Below are 18490 nucleotides of genomic sequence, written 5' to 3'. Positions count from 1 at the left end.
TCATGTCATTTAAAAAAATATTGATTTTTTCAATTATACTTGTTCTGTCAATCAATGCGGTCAGCGCAGATGATTCACTGTCTGATCTGCAGGTAATGGTTGACAATAGTGACGGGGTTTTGGATTTGAACTCAGACATTTCAGTCAAGGAGGGAGATTCCGGATCTGCAGTCCAGATAAATAAGGATATCACAATTAACGGTAACAACCACACTATTGACGGCAGCGGCTTTGATTTGTCACTGCATTATGCTCCCGGATTAATGGAAATATCCGACTGCAGTGTGGTTTTGGAAAATCTGAATTTTGTAAACGTGTCTCTTGCCGATTATGGCGGTGCATTGAAAATTTCCAATTCAAATGTCACGATTAAAAACTGCAATTTCATAAATAACATAGCATTTGCCGCAGGCGCTATCGACGTCTGGCATTCCAACTGTTCTATTGACTCTTCGGCGTTTCTAAGCAATTATGCAAATATTGGTCCTGCAATATATCTTGATTGTTTGAAGGACAATAAGGTGACGATTTCAAATTCCCGCTTTTATGATAATGAGGGATTTAATGAGTTTGGAATCATCCGGCCGCCGGAACATGCATCCGATGAACCTGTGGACGGTGAAGTCCATCTTGATATTGGCGGAAACCTGCTGGACCATCAGATAGAACTTTCTAGTGAAGATGGATTTGTATTATCCTTTGTCAATGTAAGCTATTCGGATTTCAAGAACATGACATTTGACGTCACTTCTTATGAACAGCTTGATTCCGGATTCAACGAAACAGTCAGATTTGAATTGTATGACGGCGACACACTTCTAATCAACACTACAAACACGACTGACCGTTCAGGAATAGCCAGAATTGACTATGGAGATACTCCAATAGGAGTATATACTCTTCGTGTTTACTATAAGGAGCATGAGGATGAATGGAATATCAGTGTAAGAAAGGAAATTGACTTTACAATGTCTGTGGAGGATATTTATGTCGGTGATGATTTGACAATCGATTTCAACATCTCTGCTGATACAATAGCCTTTGTGGAAATTGACTACAATACTCGTGGATTTGTTATCCATTATGACTCATTCGACACAGGCGATGACAACATTACCGTTTCATGTCTGCCTGAGGGAAACTACACTGCATATTTAAGATTTGATGGAGATTCCGTCTACAAGCCGAAAACGATAAACCAGACATTCACTGTCTATCCCTTCGATTATAACATGACCGGAAACAGAACTCTTCTGCAATCCAGTGGCCTTCACAAATACTATGGGGGCAACGAAAGGTTTTATGTTAATTTGAGTGATGAAAACGGCAGTCCTCTGGCAAATAAAACAGTTTCAATCACAGTTAACGGAATAACATACAGCAGAAGAACAAACGATGCAGGTCAGGCATCCATGGCAATAAATCTTGGTGCCGGCTATTATGGAATTGTACTTTCATTTGAAGGAGATGAGCAATATCTGCCGAATAAAAACGTTTCAGAGGTTTACATAGAATCAACCCTGCTTTTCAGTGATATAATGTCAAAATACTTCGGAGAGCCTGACAAGTTCACGGTCGTATGCACAGACAGCCAAAGTAATCCATTGACTGAAGGCGAAGTCGATTTCAACATCAATGGTGTAATCTATCACAGAAAAATCAATGAGTACGGTGAAGCCGGCCTCAACATCAACCTGAATCCTGGCGATTACATCATCACTGCAAAAAATCCGCTTACCGGAGAGGTCAGATCAGGGATGATTTATGTAATGTCTACAATTACAGATAATTATGACCTGGTGAAATACTACAGAAACGACTCACAGTTCACGGTTACCCTTGACGGAGTATATCCATATGAAGGTGAAACAGTAACATTCAACATCAACGGAGTTATGTATGAAAGAAAAACAAATGATGAGGGCGTTGCAAAGCTAAACATTAACCTGCAGCCTGGAAAATACGTCATAACATCAATGTATAAGGGTTGTGCGGTTTCAAACAACATTACAGTGCTTCCAGTATTAACTGCAGAGGATATGCAGATGACATACCTTGACGGCTCCACTTTCAACGCAACACTTGTTGACGGCACTGGAAAGCCTCTCTCAAACGTTAAAGTCACCTTCAACATCAACGGTGTCTTTTATGAGAGGACAACTGACGAAAACGGTACTGCAAGGCTTAATGTACGTCTGATTCCGGGCGAGTATATAATCACGTCAACTTACGGAACTGCAGTCACTGCAAATAAAATTACAATTGTTTAGGTTTTAAAACCTAAACCCTATTTTTTTTAAATTATTAACCATAGAGGTGTTCACCATGTCTAAAAGAATTCAATTAGATGAAAGCAGAAAATTAGCAGAGGATTTCATTAGAATTATTAATGATAAGTTATCTCATGACTATGTTTAGCGAATTCATTTTTTATAAATAATGGGATAAATTAGAGTCAAATGATTTTGTTTAGATAATGATGCTTATTCCTCTGATTGACTTTTTTCAAAGGATTTAATCCAGAAATAAGTATAATATAAATTATTGCTAAATTCATATGTTCCACTATTCTTATGGCCTGTTGATTCAAGTATTCCTAATTCAACCATTTTAGATAAGAATTTGGATAATACATTATCTGTTATTTCCATAGAATCTTTGACATCTGATCTTTTAAAAGTTTGCATTTTATTTTCAACTAAAAATTGCAGAATTTGTTCATAATTTTCACTTTTCAGCTGATTTAATATTGGCCTAATTTGTTTAGATCCTATTTCATAAGATGCATTAATCACGCCCTGAATTGCATTTTCATTAGTTATCATGCTATTTTCACATGCCCAAAAGACGGATTCCCCTATTTGTTGCATCATCAAAGGTAATCCTGAAGAAAAAGCGACCATTGTTTCTAATGCGTCTTTTGAGATTTCCATTCCAACTTGATTAAATGTATCTTTAAAAAAGTCAATAACTTCATCATCACTTAAGCAGTCTATAAAATCATGGTGGAAAATACTTCCAAATGACTCTTCATAAGCAACTAATGCATTAAATTTTTCTGGATAACCTGCAAGTAAAAAATAAACGGGTAATGAATAATTATTATTTACTGCTAGTGTATCTGCTAATTTTTTATACCAGTCTGCAAATTCTCTGGAATCAGATAAACCATTAATATCATCAATAATTATTAATATCCCTTCTGTTTCTTCTTTGATTTCATCATATATTTCATTAATATAATCTTGAAAATAATCTTTAAAACTTCTTGTTAATTCATCATCAACTTTAAATTTAATTTTAGTTCCTTTAATTTCAATACTTTCAATATGGTCTCCAAACCAATCTTTTAAACGTTCAACTCCTGATTTTTGTGGCAATTCGTTGATTAATGCTTCAATAATCCATGTTGTCAAAATTTCAATAGAATTATTCCCTTTGTTTGAAACATAGACTCCAATCATGTTCTTTTTATAACCTACAAAATCTTTGACAAAATCTGCAACTGATGTTTTGCCCATTCTTCTTTTCCCAGTTAAGAAAAAATGTTGTGTTTTCCCATTTATGGCGGGGTTAACATATCTTAAAATCTTTTTAATCGTTTCTTGGCGTCCACGAAACTTGTCTGGTGAAACTGGAATTCCCGGTTGAAATGGACTTTCCCTATCAAAATCAAATTCAAAATCCATATTTTACAACTCCTATTATTTGAATTTTCTCAAACATTATAAATGTTGAGTATTACTTCATGACAATATATGTAATGACTGGGGTTTTACTGTTTATTTCTCTCGTCCTGAAGGTTAATATATCTGATTTCTTTTTTTAACTTGGTGTTGTTAAAAAAAGATTAATATAATTATTTACTATTTTATTCATTTAACTATTTATGTATATCTGATACATTCAAAACTTACTTCAAAATATTGTTCATCCCACAAAATCCGAAGCCATTTACATAATTTTATAAGTGTTCAAAATAAAAATAGTATTATTGATTGACTAAGTTTTTACTTTTTCAATTTTTTAAAACCAAGAGGTTATATTTCATGTACGTACAAAAATTTGAGGATTTAAACAAATCTGATATTGCAATTGCAGGCGGAAAAGGTGCTAATTTAGGTGAATTAACACAAGCAGGCATTCCTGTACCGCCAGGTTTTGTAGTAACTGCAGAAACCTATCAGAAATTCATGGAAGACACAGGAATTAATGATAAGGTTTTAGACATTCTGGATAAAATCGACATCAACGACACCAAGGCTCTTCAAGCTGCAGCTGAAGAAATAAAGTCAATCATTGTCGAAACACCAATTCCGGATGATATGATCATGTTTATCAAGGAAGCTTACAATCAGCTCTGTCAGAGGGTTGGCGAAGATGACACAGATGTGGCCATCAGGTCATCCGCTACCGCCGAAGACTTGCCTGAAGCTTCTTTTGCAGGTCAGCAGGACACTTTCCTCCACGTAAGCGGAGATGAAGAAGTAATTGAATATGTCAGAAAATGCTGGGCATCACTGTTTGAGGCAAGGGCAATATTCTATCGTGAAGAAAACGACTTCGAGCACTCAAAAGTATTGATTGCGGTTGTAGTTCAAAAGATGGCTATTGCAGACAAGGCAGGCGTAATGTTTACCGTAAACCCATCCACAGGTGAGGACATTGCATTAATCGAAGGTTCATGGGGTCTTGGTGAGGCTGTTGTATCAGGAGACGTAACTCCCGACAACTATCAGGTCGCCAAGGCAAACAATGAAATAATCAACGTCACAATCTCCGATAAAAAGGTAATGTACACCAACGATGAAAACGGTACAAGCGTAAAAGTTGATGTTCCGGAAGATAAGAGAAATGAACGTGTTTTATCCGACGAAGAGTTAATCGAACTTACCGAAATGGGTAAAAGGGTACAGGCTCACTACGGAGAACCGATGGACACTGAATGGGCATTTGAAAGGGACAATCTTTTCCTCTTACAGGCAAGACCTATCACAACATTAGGTGACGACGCACCTGCAGATGACGGCGCAAGCGTTGAAGGTGAAGTTCTTGTAAGAGGTTTGGGCGCAAGTCCTGGTATTGCAACAGGTAACGTAAAAATCGTACTGGAAATCGATGAGCTCGATAAAATCGAGGAAGGAGACGTTATGGTTACAACAATGACCACCCCTGATATGGTTCCGGCCATGAGAAGGGCAAGCGGTATCGTCACCGATGAAGGTGGAGTAACCTGTCACGCTTCAATCATCTCCCGTGAACTGGGTATTCCTTGTGTTGTAGGAACCGGAGACGCTACAAGAACCCTGAAGGAAAACACAGGAGTTACCCTGGACGGTAAGAAAGGATTGGTATTTGAAGGAATCACTGAAGTCAAAGAGGAAGCTGCTCAGGTACAGACTGTGGCGGCCGAAGCACCAATCTTAACCGTGACTGAAGTTAAAGCAAACGTAAGTATGCCTGAAGCTGCCGAAAGAGCAGCAGCAACCGGTGCAGACGGTGTCGGACTTTTAAGAACCGAACACTTAATGCTTACCGCAGGTATTCACCCTGGAAAATTCATTGCTGACGGAAAAGAGGATGAATTAATCAACACAATCGCTGAAAACGTTCAGATTGTGGCTGACGCATTCTATCCAAAACCTGTATGGTACAGAACCCTTGATGCACCGACAGATGAGTTCATCACCCTTGAAGGTGGAGAAAACGAACCTGAAGAGCACAACCCAATGCTCGGTTGGAGAGGAATCAGAAGGGAGCTTGACCAGCCTGAAATCCTAAAATGCGAATTCAAGGCAATCAAAAAACTCCACGAACAGGGCTACACAAACATTGGAATCATGATTCCATTGTCACAAAGCCCATCTGAACTGATTCAGGCAAAAGCCTTATGTTCTGAAGTCGGTCTCGAACCTCATAAGGACGTTGATTTTGGTATGATGGTTGAAATCCCTGCAGCTGCACTGACAATTGAGGACTATCTCGAAATTGGTGTTGACTTTGTAAGTCTTGGAACCAACGATTTGACCCAATACACACTTGCAGTTGACAGAAACAACGAATTCGTTGCAAAACACTACACTGAAGAGCACCCTGCAGTAATGAAACTCATAGAAAGGACCATTAAGAAATGTGCCGAAGCCGGAGTTACCTGCAGTATCTGCGGACAGGCAGGTAGTGTACCGCACATCGTTGAAAAACTTGTAAAATTCGGAATTACATCAGTTAGTTCCAATGCAGACGCAGTGGCGGAAGTAAGAAAAACCGTTGCCCGCGCTGAACAGAAAATTATTTTAGAGGCTGCCCGTAAGCGTTTAGAATAAATTTTTTCTTTTTTTCTTTTTTTTAAATTTTTAATGTAATCAGATGATTTTATGAACGATTTACCGATAGATAAAGACGAAATCCTTAAGGAACTTGATTTGATTCAAGACGAAGATTTGAAATACCGTGACGGAAGAATTCTGGGATCCATGTGTACGGAGGCACATCCTTTTGCAAAGGAAATTTACATGAAGTTTCTTGACAGCAATCTGGGAGATCCTGGACTGTTTAAGGGAACCAAATCCGTTGAGGATAAGACAATAAAAATCATCGGTAAATTATTGAATCTTGATGAGGCTTACGGAAATATCGTAACCGGAGGAACCGAAGCCAACATCATGGCCGTAAGGGCTGCAAGAAATCATGCAAGAAACCATAAGGGGATAAAAAACGGTGAAATTATCCTTCCGAGATCCGCCCATTTCTCTTTTAAAAAGGCGGCGGACATGATGAACCTTAAAATCGTCGAGGCGGATTTAGATGAAAACTTCAAAATTGACGTAAACTCCGTAAAAAATAAAATAAGCGATAACACCATAGCGATTGTGGCGATTGCCGGAACGACCGAACTCGGATTAATCGACCCGATTGAGGAGCTCTCACAAATTGCCCATGAAAACAACATCTACTTCCACGTGGATGCGGCGTTCGGCGGATTTTCAATACCGTTTCTTAAAAACATTGGATATGACTTTCCCGAATTCGACTTTAAACTGAAAGGAGTTTCATCAGTAACTGTTGACCCTCACAAAATGGGGCTTGCACCGATTCCTGCAGGAGGAATAATCTTCAGGAAAAAGGAGTATCTGGAAGTGATGGCGGTTGACTCACCATATCTGACGGTAAAGACTCAGTCAACAATAGTCGGAACACGTCTTGGAGCTTCAACGGTTGCAACATACGCTCTTTTAAAGTATTTCGGAAAATCAGGATATTCCAAGCTCGCAGACAATCTCATGAAAAACACATACTTTTTAAAACAGTCCCTGGAAGAAATAGGTTATGATGTCATAGTCGAGCCGGAACTCAACATTGTTGCTTTCAATCATCCTGAAAAAAGTCCTGAACAGTTATCTCGGGAACTGGAAAAAATAAATGGGTGGAAAGTTTCAGTTGCAAACTGTCCTAAGGCAATAAGGATTGTCCTCATGAACCATGTAACCAAAACTCACTTGAAGGAATTCATATCTGACTTAAAGAAGCTTTACTGAATCTCCTCAACATACATGAGAGGATAGTTAAGCTCTTCAATGAACTCTATTCTGATTACTGCCCTGACGTCATCGACAAGGGTATGTATCCTAACGTCAAGCATATCGCCTGAAAGGGAAATGTAGTCAAATTCAGTATTGTCATTGAGATTGATTTTAACCTCAACGTCCTCGATTGCAGGCTGCAATCTAAATGAATCCTCAATTGTCCTTTCAAGATTTTCACGGGTTGCTTCATTAACAGGAGTTCCCACGAACTGGTGGAAAAGCGCTCCCATTGATATTCCCCCTTCAAAGATAGCGCGTTCCCTTTTTGTAATGTTTGAAAAGTATTTTTCGTTAACGTCCATTCATATTCCTCCGTTTAAAAAGATAATCTTGTCATAAATCAGCTGTGAAGGCATCGGATTGAAGCAGAAATAGAAAAGCACTGCTGACACTATCAGAACAGTTGCCAGAATATATGGCCTCATGTCCTTAGGATAGATGAATGACACTATAAGGCCCACTATCAGAAACGCTCCGGCTATTATGAACGCATAGGACTCATGCGGATTGTCCTCGATAATTTTTTCATCGATTCCGCTGACGTTTGTCTCAACACCTTCAATAATCAGCCTGTTTGCCGTGGATCCAATCGGGTCGCAGGTTATCAGAAATATGTGGTCTGCTGACTCAGTTGTGGAGAGCTTGTATGTTGCAGGCACGATTGATGAGTTTATCACAGTATAGTTGACCTCGCCCACATCAGGCCATTCCAGAGTAATGATGTCTCCCTTTTCAATCTCGTTAAGCCTTAAAAAGGGTGATCCCTGAAGCGTCCTGTGTCCGAAAAGCATGACGTCGCCCTCGGTTGGAATTGAGGACTTTTCATCTATCATAACTCCCAGTGAAAGGGATTCATTGTTGATTTTTTCCTGTATTCCAACCTTTTCAAGTATGACGACAGGAGAGGTAATGTTTTTTTCAGTAATTGTCTTTGCAGAGAAATAATTCACTTCTCCGGCCGCATACAGGGCAATTATCAGAATACAAATAATTATGATTATTGTTGTAACGTTTGGTTTTTCCATAGTATCATTTTTGTCCAATCAGTTAAAATAGCTTTTCTATTTGGGGGAGTATGTTGCATTAATCTCACCGGCCATCCATGACGGGGCCTTTGAAGTCGGTATCGTCAATACGATGCTGTCCATGTTGTCCAGAATGAAGCTGACCTTGTCCTGTGGCGCCTCAACCAGAAGCATGTACTCGGCATCCAGATCACCGAGATTGATTTGCCTTTCATAGCTTGAAAGCTTAACGCCGTAGTTCCTCAGCATATCCACAGTTGCCGCTTCATCATAGCCTTTTATGATGGCTCCCTTAAGCATCTCCAGAACGTTTGAATTGAAAGTCTGGGTGTTTTCCGATGGATTTGTCATGTTTCCCTCAACGATTGTATTGGCCTTCGAATATTCGGATTCGATTTCACCGTTGTCCTCATATCTCATTATGGAAAGTACTGTGCACCCGCTCACCGCAGCCTCAGTGGAATTGGTGATATTCTCCTCAAAGGTGTCGTTGTTGTTTTTGTAGATGTCCACAACGCTTCCGACGCTTATAAGGCCTGCTCCGGCCTGAAGACGTGAAACCAGAATTGGAACGGAAACGGTATTCGGCTTTTCAAAGGAGATTTCACATAATTTCTCCGCATTGTTGGCGTTTACGATGTTGACCGCATCCTCGCCGGACATTATGACGTTTCTTGACTCGTTTTCATATACTGCCATCGTTCGGTTGAACTGATCGGTGTTTGTCCGGATTGCCTTGAGATGGAAATTCTTCCAGTCCTTCGTTGCATACTGCATAATGTTGATGGATTCGACTTCATAGACGTTTCCCGCATCGTTTATTTTATCCTCAAGTATGAAGACGTTTCCGTCGCTTGCAAGTGCGCCCCTGTAAAGGGAGTGAAGCTCGTTGAGCTTTGTTGTCTTTGCGGCGTTCAACTCTTCCTGTGCAGGCTCGTAAATCAGGAAGTAATATGCTGATATGATAAGCGTCAGCACAATCAGCGTGGTGATTATCATCCCGATTTTGCGCTTTTTCTCGTCGCTTACGCTGGCGTTGATTTTAAACAGTGAACCTAACTTGTTGTTGAATGCCTCTATTGGCGTTATTTCCTTGTTTTCCTTCGGTTTCGGGCGAGGCATCTCAGTGTTTTTAAGGTCATCCAGCTCACCGAATCCCTTTGGAATAAATGAATCTTTTCTTGTCATTGTAAATCCTCACTATTTATTAATGAAAACCGGGTGTTCGGCGTGAAAATTTTTTATGCTGTGATTGACTGTGCGAAAACCCGGCAAGTTTTTTTAGAAAAATTTCTTAAAAACTTTAATATTACTATTTACCTTGTTATTATTAAGCTTAACTTATAATAAGGATTATAATTATTTATTTGATTTATTATGAATTTGTGGAGGTTATTTTCAAAAAAATAAGAATTATTATATGACTAATGAAAATTGTTCTCACTCATAAATATTGCCCTGAAAAATCCCGAAAGATAAAATATATATAAGAATTTAAAGTAATTTAATATTGTTAGACCTTAATTAATAGTACCTAAATTCGGCGATTTTTATCAAGCTAAATGGGGTTTTTAATTAATTTAACTATTAATTAAACGTATTTGGAACTTATATTAATATAATTGCGAGTAGTTAAATGATAGAAGATAATATACGCATTCTCAGACAGGCAGCAAGGGTCACGTCTTCGGATGAGCCAATTGATGATAAAGTTTGGTGTGTAATTGCAGGAAATGTTGATTTAATCGATGATGTGGCATATAAAGCTATTGCATCTAAGAACAGCGTAAAAATTCTATTCAGAGAACATGTCGTATTGAATGATGGAAGGCTCAACAAGAAATTTGATTTCATCATGCTGTATGGTAATTCACGAAGGATTGATGAGTTTGGGCGCTACACCCAGGCCAAGGGTGGGGCATTCGTCAAGATTTCACACTACTATACTCAGGAGGAGTCAAATCTTATGGTGTTTGTCGCTCCGGATGATACAATAAGGGATTCGGTTTCAATCATTGAAAAGGCCAGGATTCCATTTGCGATTCTGCAGGAATCACAGACCACAGGATTCATTGAAGTCGACCTTAACGACTCTGTAAAACTGCCGGGATTTGTTAAATCCGCTTTAAAACCATTTTATAATGCAAATGAGGTTGTCCTATCAACAATACTCATTTCTGTTGAAAATGATAAAGACGTTGGAAAGGTTCAAAGTATTGCTACATCTAATAAAATATTTGTTATCGATTTTAAAGATATTATAACGGAGGATTAGTCATGAATATTTTCGGAAACGATGAGGAAGAACTTGAAATTACCGATACAAGAGTAATCAGTAATAGTTTAGGGATAGATTTAGGAACTTTAAACACTGTAATAGCCAAACCTTCAGGGGACAAATTTGACCTGTACCAGATTCCATCTGTTGTTGCAGTCAAAAAGGACGATCCAAGCGAAGTATTGGCAGTCGGTGAGGAAGCTAAAAAAATGCTGGGAAGAACTCCTGAAGATATTCTCGCAGTAAGACCGCTCAAAAAAGGCGTAATTGAAAACGTTGTACAGGCACAGGCTTTACTTATCAAAGCAATGCAGATCGGTATCAACGAAGGAGAAACTGTTGGAAGAATTGTTATCGGTATTCCTGGTGACGCATCCGAAGTTGAAAAGAATGCGGCTGAAGAAATCGGAAGAAAAGCAGGCGCACAAAACATTCTCGTAATCAGTGAAGGTCTTGCAGCAGCTATCGGCGCAGGACTTCCTATAGCAGAGCCAAACGGAACAATGGTAGTTGATATTGGTGCGGGCTCTACAGATATCGTAATCATCTCATTAGGTGGTATCAACGACATCGAAACCGTAAGATGCGGAGGAGATGACATCGACAACAAAATCGTCGAACTTGTAGCAGAAAAATACGATGTAGCAATTGGTATTCATGATGCAGAATCTGCAAAAATGGAAGTTGGAATGGTACACTGTTCAGAACAGCTTGAAAACTTAAGCGTTGAGGTCATCGGTAAATCCCTCGAAACCAACAGACCTAAGAAAGTTGTCATCGACTCCATGCTTGTAGCAGATGCAGTTGAACCGTTCATGCAGGAAATCGTTGACGGATTGAACGTGATTTTAGAAAGATTATCTCCGGAGCTGATGATGGGTGTTTACAATAACGCAGTGGCTGTCGGAGGAAGCTCAAGACTTCGCGGTATCAAGGAAAGAATATTCGATGAAATTGCTATTCCAATCGAAATATCAGATGATCCTATGACTGTGGTTGCAAAAGGAACAGCAATCGTTGCAGCTGAACCTCTCGCACTGGAACCTGAAGTACGTTTAAGAGCTATGAAATAATTTTCAATAAATTATTTCTCTTTTTTTACTTTTTTTGATTTTAATGAATATTTTAGGCATTGATGAGGCAGGACGAGGTTCCGTTTTAGGTCCCCTGGTCATTGCAGGTGTTGTAATTGACAAACGCAAGGAAGCCGTTCTGGACAATATGGGCGTCAAGGACTCAAAAAAGCTCACGCCAAAAAGGCGAGAAGTGCTCTCCCGCAAGCTCAAGAAAATGTTTGAATGGGACACTGTAATATACTCAGCCCAGGACATCGACAATTTGAGGGCGAAAGGAGTCAACCTGAACGAAATCGAGCGTAAGGGAATGCAGGAACTGCTTCTCAAACTTGACTGTGACAAGGCAATAGTCGATGCTGTTGACGTAAAGCCGCAAAGGTTTGAGGACAAGCTTAGAAGAGCCACGAATGTTGACGTTACGGCAGAACACAAGGCAGACGACAGATATATTGAAGTGAGCGCAGCATCAATCATTGCAAAACAGACCCGTGACGATGCAATAGCTGAAATAAACAAGTACTTTGAGGATGTCGGAGGAATCGGTTCCGGTTATCCTTCAGATCCGACGACCAAAAAGTTCCTTTCAAATTACACATACAGCGAAATGCCTGGTTTTGTTAGAAAGTCGTGGTCAACTGTTGCAAAGCTTAAGGATGTTCAGACAACATTAATCTGATTTTAAAACTAATCCGCAAAGACTTCATCATAATCAACATCCATGCCGATGCTTACATAAAAGTTATACATCATATCATTTTCCGTCGGTGCATATGGACATTCTTCAAGAAATCTGGCTAATTCAAGAACTTCTGGCTCAGTTTTTCCTTTGATGCTTTTATATACTGCCGTTTGGCTATTGTCAACATTTATAAATTTTGATTCGGTCGTTTCACTGTCATCAAAGATTTCATCATATTTAACATCCATGCCTTCGCTTCTGTAGAAGTTGTACATTATATCTTTTGCTGATGGAGTGTATGGACAGCTTTCAAAAGCTCTGGCAAATCTGTGTACTTTGGGATTGGTTATTCTTTTTCTGCAATGATAAATAGCGGTTTTTCTATTATTCATATTATATACTCCAGTTTGGTTAATTGTTATCATTTATGTTTTCATTATTTATATATTATTCCCATACTCAGATTTTGTATCTTATAAATCAAAATATTTAACATTGTCTTTGTATAAATCATAATCATAGATTCAAAGATAAAAGTATTCCCATTTGGCCTCGTCGTGATGAGCGGCGAATTAGGTGCCATATGGGTTCTTTATCTACACTTGATAAATAGCTATTTTTAAGTATAGGAATAGATATACTATTCTTATAAATGATTATTTAATGTAATTTTTATAGAGGATAAATATGATTGTAGAGTATATCTCGCCAATTTTTGATGGAGTAATGGACATCTTTACCCAAGGGGGAATTATAACTTACATAATTCTTTTCATAGGTATCTATGGACTCATTATTTCACTTAGAAAAATTGCGTATTTAAGAAAGATTAGCCGTGTTGACACTACCGAAATATTCGGCGTTGTCACTGCGTCTATGGAAAGAGGAGGAGCTGTAGAGGCCTTGAAGCAAATCAACCGGTTCAAAAACCCTGTCTCAAGAATCATTTCCGAAACCCTGAAAATCGGTTACAAGAACAAGACCGAGGTTGAGGAAAGTATGGAGCAGATTTTCATCGTGGAAGTCGCCAAGATGACAAAGGGATTGAGCACTATCAAGACCATTACGGAACTGGCTCCTTTCATCGGATTGATCGGTACCGTTATTGGTATCTGGATGACCTTCAAGTCCTTGGGGGTAAATCCTAACTCAGCAGCAATGGCTGAAGGTATTTATGTGGCGCTCACAACCACAATCATGGGTCTTTTTGTTGTAATCATCTTATTGCCGATTTACACATATATTCAGGGACTCATTGAAGCGGAAATGGATAAAATCGAGCTGGCCACAAAGATGACAAACTGGGGATTTGCTGTGGTTAAGGTGAGAGTCGAGGCTAATGTGGAATGTGCCGTTGCGGCCCTTCAGGAAGCTGAAGGCGTTGTAAACACAAGGCTTATTTCAGACCCTTACGCCAATATCAAGGTTTCATTCAAGCCGAGTATGTTGGACAAGAGTATTTCCAACATCATTTTAGAGAAATGTAATGTGAATGCAGAGATTACTGAAAGTAAATTGAGACAATAAGTGGTTGTTATGGCAATTGATATTAAATCTTACAAGAAGAAGGTTTTGGGAGATTCCAAACCCAATATTAATTTGGTTCCATTTATTGACATCTTGTTTACAATAATGATTTTTCTAGTTGTAACTAGTAACTTTTCAGCAGTTGACATGCCGACGGATGTCACTGACGGCGGAACGGGAAAGCCTAACGTGACTGACGTTTCAGGTGATGCTGAATACTATATTGTGCCTGTTGCCAACCTGCACAAGGTCACTGTCAATGGCGTTGACAGGTCAGATGCCATAAGCGGAAGCGCTGTCGGAGTGATGGCAAAGGTTATGGATGAAGGACAGATATCGATCAGGCCGGGAGAGATTGTAATTACCACTCCTGACGGCATTGATCCGAATAAGGCGGTTCAACGTCCGAACGTTTAATTTAGAGGAGATTGTATGTATACTGGGAGGATATTATCAATTGGGATGAATAGTGATGGAAAACCGTTTGCTGCCTACAGGGTATCAAGCAGGTCATTTCCTAACAGGCAATGCCTGAAATTCGATACAAGGGCAGCTATCGTTCCTAAGGAAGGCTTTGAAAAGGACATCTATGAAAACACTTATATTACCTATAACTGTCTTCGTATAGTCCGTGACACTGCAATCGTGTCAAACGGTTCCCATACCGACGTGATTGCGGACAAGATTTCCCTTGGAATGAACATCAAGGATGCGATAGCATATTCACTTCTCACCATGGACTATGAAAAGGACGATTATCATACTCCAAGGATTGCGGGTGTAGTGACATCCACAAACAAAAAAGATGAATATGGCTGTTATGTTGGAATAGCAAACGACAAGAAACTGCTGGTTGAGCAGGTGCCTTATGGAGATGCGGTCTTCATTTCTACCTACGGCAGTCAGGTCCACGATTCTGTGGAATTCACGGCAAAGACTGCAAGTGAAGCTGCCAAGTTTATTTTTGATGAGGGCACATTTGCAAACTATAAAAAACCGGTAACCTCTTGTGCTACTGTTTTTGATGGAGAATGGACTATAGATGTTCATAATCCATAATTTTTTTTATTTTTTTTCAAGATGATTATTATGCAGATTAATTTGATTGGACTAGAAGGCATTCCTTTAGTTAAGGCAGGGGATAATATTGCCGAAATCATTAAAGACGCTATCATAAAGCAGGATTATGCCTTAAAAGACGGAGACATTATTTTAATAGCTGAAACCCTGATTTCAAAAGCTGAAGGAAACATCGTAAAGCTGGATGACATCACGCCATCCGAAAAGGCCCTTGAAGTGGCTGAAATATGCAAAAAGGACCCTAAGCTCGTGGAACTTATCCTGCAGAATTCAACAGAAATCGTTGAAATCGGACCGAATTTCATCATAACCGAAACCAAGCACGGATTCGTATGCGCAAATGCGGCAATTGATGAGTCAAATGTGGAGGACGGTCTTGCGACTCCGGTTCCTGAAAACCCTGACGAATCAGCATCAAAGATAAGGGAATTTCTCGAAGACGAATTCGGCAAAAACCTGGCCGTAATCATAACGGACACCCAGGGAAGGGCATTCAGGGTAGGAGCAATCGGAACGGCAATAGGATGCAGCGGAATGAATCCTCTGTGGGTAAGAATTGGTGAAAAGGACCTTTACGGAAGGCAGCTTGAAACCACCGAAATCGCCAGTGCCGACGAGCTTGCAAGCGCAGCATCACTTATTATGGGTCAGGCTGACGAAGGCCTTCCTGTCGTGATAATTTCAGGCTTTGCGGGATTCAATCACCTGAGAGATGAGAACTCAAACATAAAGCCTCTGCTCAGGGCTAAGGAATTTGACGTATTCAGGAAATAGGGATTTTTATGATTACTGTTTTATCCGGAGGAACGGGCACTCCAAAACTACTCCAGGGAATCAAGGAAATCGTCGAGCCTGAAGATTTGACAATCATCGTCAACACCCTGGAAAACGACTATTTTGCCGGAGTATATGTTTCAGCAGACATAGACACTGTACTCTACACAATGGCCGACATGATCAATGAGGAGACATGGTACGGGGTTAAAAACGACACATTCATAACCCATGAAAGGCTTGAGGAGCTGTCATGTCCCGAGCTTTTAAGAATCGGTGATATCGACAGGGCCACCAAAATACAGAAGACTCTCCTGATGCAGAATCATTCCCTTCAGGAAAGCGTTGAAATCCAGTCAAAGCATATGGGCATAGCATCAAGGATAATCCCGATGAGCAATGAAAACTCCGAAATCAAAATCTTAACCGACATCGGAGAGCTTGATTTTCATGACTTTCTCATAAAGCACCAGTCACAGCCTGAAGTTCTGGACGTGAAATTTTCAAAGGTCAGACCTGCTGAGGGCATAATCGACACCATAAGAAATTCCGATGCGGTAATACTAGGACCTTCAAATCCGATTACCTCAATATTGCCAATACTTTCTCTTGAAGGGGTAAGGGATGCACTGAAAGAGACCAAAGTAGTCGCAGTTTCTCCTATAATAGGCAATGATTCCGTTTCAGGACCTGCGGCAAAATTCATGAAGGCAATGGACATTGAAGTTTCATCAGTTGGTGTTGCAAAATTATACAAAGATTTTTTAGATGTAATTGTAATTGACAATCTTGATAAGGATTTGGAAGATACTTTAGGCGAAATTATTAATAAAGTAATAATTACAAATACTATAATGAATAGTTCAGATACCAAATTTAGTTTAGCCAAAAAAATTCTGGATGGTATCTGATGAAGTTAGGCGGTAATGCAATGATACAAATGACATTGATACAAATAGACAATTATGGTCCTTGGACTGTTACTCCAAGGCCACGTACTGAATCAGATTTACAAATGTTACAGGCAAGCTTATTTGCTGATTTAAACAACCATTTTGGAAACAAAAAGGGTTTGGTTTTCTTCACAAGATTCGACAACCTGCTTGCAATCTCAAACGGTTTGGATGAGGAAGACCACTTAAGGATTCAAAGATCCATCAGAAACAGATACCCTATCACAGTAAGTATGGGTGTCGGAGCTGCCGAAACCCCACATGAAGCTCAAAGACTTGCTACTGTGGCACTGCAGGAAAAAGGCGGAGCACAGTCCTCCCAAAGAAAAGAGATTCTTGCTATCGACAGTCTCGTTTCAGAGGAAGACAGCTACGTTCAGGCAGCACACATCGACATCAACAGCGTAACCGAAACCCTCACAGACATCGAATCAGCATTCGACACAAGCTTCATGGTCAACAAGGCCCAGCATTACCTTATGACAAAACTTATCAAAAAAGGAGCTTTATTATTCTTCATTGGCGGAGACAACTTCATGGCACCGTGCAACGGACTTAGCGAAGAGGAAATCAAGGAAATCCTTGTTGAAATCGATGAGGAAATTGGAATCGGCCTTAAGGCAGGTATCGGAAGAGGCAAAAACGCTGAAGACGCCGCATACATGGCAGACATCGGTCTTGAAGAAATCCGTGACCGCAACAACGAGCCTTGGACATGGGTAATCGAAAAGGAATACTAGGGGGATTTTAAATAAAAGTAGTTGCACCAATGGCCGGAATAACTGATGCGGAATTTTTAAAACGTGTTATTCCATACGGATTTGATGTAGTTACTTTAGGTGGATATAGCCTTGATGAAAAGACAATCGAAGCCTCCCGCAAGATTATCGAAAGGGGAAGAAAGGAATTCCACTTCGAAATCGATGAGGTAATTCCCCATATAGAAAGTGAAGTAAACTCAATAAAAAACAGTTATCCGGATGTGCGTGTAAGCGCAAACGTGAGGTCAGCTCTTCCCGAGCCAATAATTGAAGCGTCAAAAATAGAAAAACTAGATATAATAGAAATCAATTGTCATTGCCGTCAGGACGAAATAACAGCTATTGGCTGCGGTCAGGAGATGTTGAAAAGACCTGATTTTACGAAATACATCTCCAAAATAGTTGACGAATCCGAAAGTGAAGTGTCTGTAAAGATACGTGCAAATGTCGAAGGAACAGACACTCTTGAAATTGCACAAGGAATTGAGGATGCCGGAGCGGACTATCTGCATCTGGATGCGATGGACCCCAACGTGTTTGACGCAGACTGGAAACTGCTTAAAAAGGTTTGCGACAATACTGATATTAAGGTTATTGGAAACAACTCCATTGATTCTCGTGAAAAAATCATGAAAATGTATGATTGCGGAGTTTATGGATTTTCAATAGCTCGTGGAGTAATTTCCGGAAGCCTAAATTTTAATATTTCTGATTTTTGAAAACAAATATTTATTAATGCTCAAAATAAAACATT

Annotated in this window: 18 protein-coding genes and 1 pseudogene; 13 read left to right on the top strand and 6 right to left on the bottom strand. The window is 39.6% G+C overall.

All coding sequences use genetic code 11. The annotated features are described in order from the left end of the window. Positions 1-2 precede the first annotated feature (2 nt). Complete coding sequence (locus ACKI2W_RS10210; protein ID WP_407381789.1) at positions 3-2270, top strand: hypothetical protein; 2268 nt, start codon at positions 3-5, stop codon at positions 2268-2270. Positions 2271-2483: 213 nt separating this feature from the next. Here ACKI2W_RS10210 and ACKI2W_RS10205 read toward each other — a convergent pair whose 3' ends face one another. Beyond that, on the bottom strand, positions 2484-3689 hold the full coding sequence (locus ACKI2W_RS10205; RefSeq protein WP_407381787.1) for an AAA family ATPase: 1206 nt from the start codon (positions 3687-3689) through the stop codon (positions 2484-2486). 360 nt (positions 3690-4049) lie between these two features. Between ACKI2W_RS10205 and ppsA the strand changes: the two genes are divergently transcribed. Together ppsA and mfnA are read left to right on the top strand one after the other, a co-directional pair. After that, positions 4050-6323: a phosphoenolpyruvate synthase gene (gene ppsA, locus ACKI2W_RS10200; protein WP_407381785.1), complete on the top strand. Its 2274-nt coding sequence runs from the start codon at positions 4050-4052 to the stop codon at positions 6321-6323. Between the two features lie 51 nt (positions 6324-6374). Then, positions 6375-7535, top strand: coding sequence for a tyrosine decarboxylase MfnA (mfnA, locus tag ACKI2W_RS10195; protein ID WP_407381783.1), 1161 nt, complete (start codon positions 6375-6377; stop codon positions 7533-7535). Here the strand turns inward: mfnA and ACKI2W_RS10190 are convergent. The 4 genes and pseudogenes from ACKI2W_RS10190 to ACKI2W_RS10175 form a co-directional block, all read right to left on the bottom strand. Continuing rightward, complete coding sequence (locus ACKI2W_RS10190) at positions 7529-7885, bottom strand: dihydroneopterin aldolase family protein (protein ID WP_407381781.1); 357 nt, start codon at positions 7883-7885, stop codon at positions 7529-7531. The two genes, mfnA and ACKI2W_RS10190, sit on opposite strands and share 7 nt — an antisense overlap. Next, the gene (locus ACKI2W_RS10185) at positions 7886-8608 is read right to left on the bottom strand and encodes a class E sortase (RefSeq protein ID WP_407381779.1); all 723 of its coding nucleotides are present in this window, start codon (positions 8606-8608) and stop codon (positions 7886-7888) included. Positions 8609-8644: 36 nt separating this feature from the next. Beyond that, positions 8645-9271 (bottom strand): DUF515 domain-containing protein, encoded by a 627-nt coding sequence (locus ACKI2W_RS10180; protein ID WP_407381819.1) that lies wholly within the window; start codon positions 9269-9271, stop codon positions 8645-8647. Positions 9272-9331: 60 nt separating this feature from the next. Beyond that, positions 9332-9607: pseudogene (locus tag ACKI2W_RS10175) on the bottom strand (DUF515 domain-containing protein); the annotation flags it as partial. 637 nt (positions 9608-10244) lie between these two features. Between ACKI2W_RS10175 and ACKI2W_RS10170 the strand changes: the two are divergent. From ACKI2W_RS10170 to rnhB, 3 genes are read left to right on the top strand one after another with little or no spacing between them, the layout of a single operon-like run. Continuing rightward, the gene (locus tag ACKI2W_RS10170; protein WP_407381777.1) at positions 10245-10883 is read left to right on the top strand and encodes a hypothetical protein; all 639 of its coding nucleotides are present in this window, start codon (positions 10245-10247) and stop codon (positions 10881-10883) included. Between the two features lie 2 nt (positions 10884-10885). Continuing rightward, positions 10886-11959: a rod shape-determining protein gene (locus ACKI2W_RS10165; RefSeq protein ID WP_407381775.1), complete on the top strand. Its 1074-nt coding sequence runs from the start codon at positions 10886-10888 to the stop codon at positions 11957-11959. 43 nt (positions 11960-12002) lie between these two features. Further along, positions 12003-12638, top strand: coding sequence for a ribonuclease HII (gene rnhB / locus ACKI2W_RS10160; protein WP_407381773.1), 636 nt, complete (start codon positions 12003-12005; stop codon positions 12636-12638). Between the two features lie 8 nt (positions 12639-12646). Here the strand turns inward: rnhB and ACKI2W_RS10155 are convergent, their stop codons facing one another. Next, the gene (locus ACKI2W_RS10155; protein WP_407381771.1) at positions 12647-13033 is read right to left on the bottom strand and encodes a hypothetical protein; all 387 of its coding nucleotides are present in this window, start codon (positions 13031-13033) and stop codon (positions 12647-12649) included. Between the two features lie 295 nt (positions 13034-13328). Here ACKI2W_RS10155 and ACKI2W_RS10150 point away from each other — a divergent pair, with 295 nt between their 5' ends. Genes ACKI2W_RS10150 through ACKI2W_RS10120 form a run of 7 tightly spaced genes read left to right on the top strand, consistent with a single transcriptional unit; the run spans position 13329 to position 18455 of the window. Further along, a complete protein-coding gene (locus ACKI2W_RS10150; RefSeq protein ID WP_407381769.1) occupies positions 13329-14168 on the top strand; it encodes a MotA/TolQ/ExbB proton channel family protein in 840 nt (279 codons plus the stop codon). A 9-nt stretch (positions 14169-14177) separates the two neighbouring features. After that, positions 14178-14585, top strand: coding sequence for an ExbD/TolR family protein (locus tag ACKI2W_RS10145; RefSeq protein WP_407381767.1), 408 nt, complete (start codon positions 14178-14180; stop codon positions 14583-14585). Between the two features lie 15 nt (positions 14586-14600). Further along, positions 14601-15227, top strand: a complete 627-nt coding sequence (locus ACKI2W_RS10140) for an IMP cyclohydrolase (protein ID WP_292797174.1) — start codon at positions 14601-14603, stop codon at positions 15225-15227. 21 nt (positions 15228-15248) lie between these two features. Continuing rightward, on the top strand, positions 15249-16022 hold the full coding sequence (locus ACKI2W_RS10135) for a coenzyme F420-0:L-glutamate ligase (protein ID WP_407381765.1): 774 nt from the start codon (positions 15249-15251) through the stop codon (positions 16020-16022). A gap of 8 nt (positions 16023-16030) precedes the next feature. Next, entirely contained in the window at positions 16031-16933 is a 903-nt protein-coding gene (cofD, locus tag ACKI2W_RS10130; protein ID WP_407381763.1) for a 2-phospho-L-lactate transferase, read from the top strand. Between the two features lie 20 nt (positions 16934-16953). Further along, on the top strand, positions 16954-17715 hold the full coding sequence (locus ACKI2W_RS10125) for a GTP cyclohydrolase III (RefSeq protein WP_407381813.1): 762 nt from the start codon (positions 16954-16956) through the stop codon (positions 17713-17715). 29 nt (positions 17716-17744) lie between these two features. Next, a complete protein-coding gene (locus ACKI2W_RS10120; protein ID WP_407381761.1) occupies positions 17745-18455 on the top strand; it encodes an MJ0144 family RNA dihydrouridine synthase-like protein in 711 nt (236 codons plus the stop codon). Positions 18456-18490: the final 35 nt, after the last annotated feature.

The sequence above is a fragment of the Methanobrevibacter sp. genome, from assembly GCF_045603845.1.
Taxonomy (GTDB): Archaea; Methanobacteriota; Methanobacteria; order Methanobacteriales; family Methanobacteriaceae; genus Methanocatella.
Note: the sequence above shows the minus strand (reverse complement) of the source record. Positions and strands in the feature narration are given on the sequence as shown.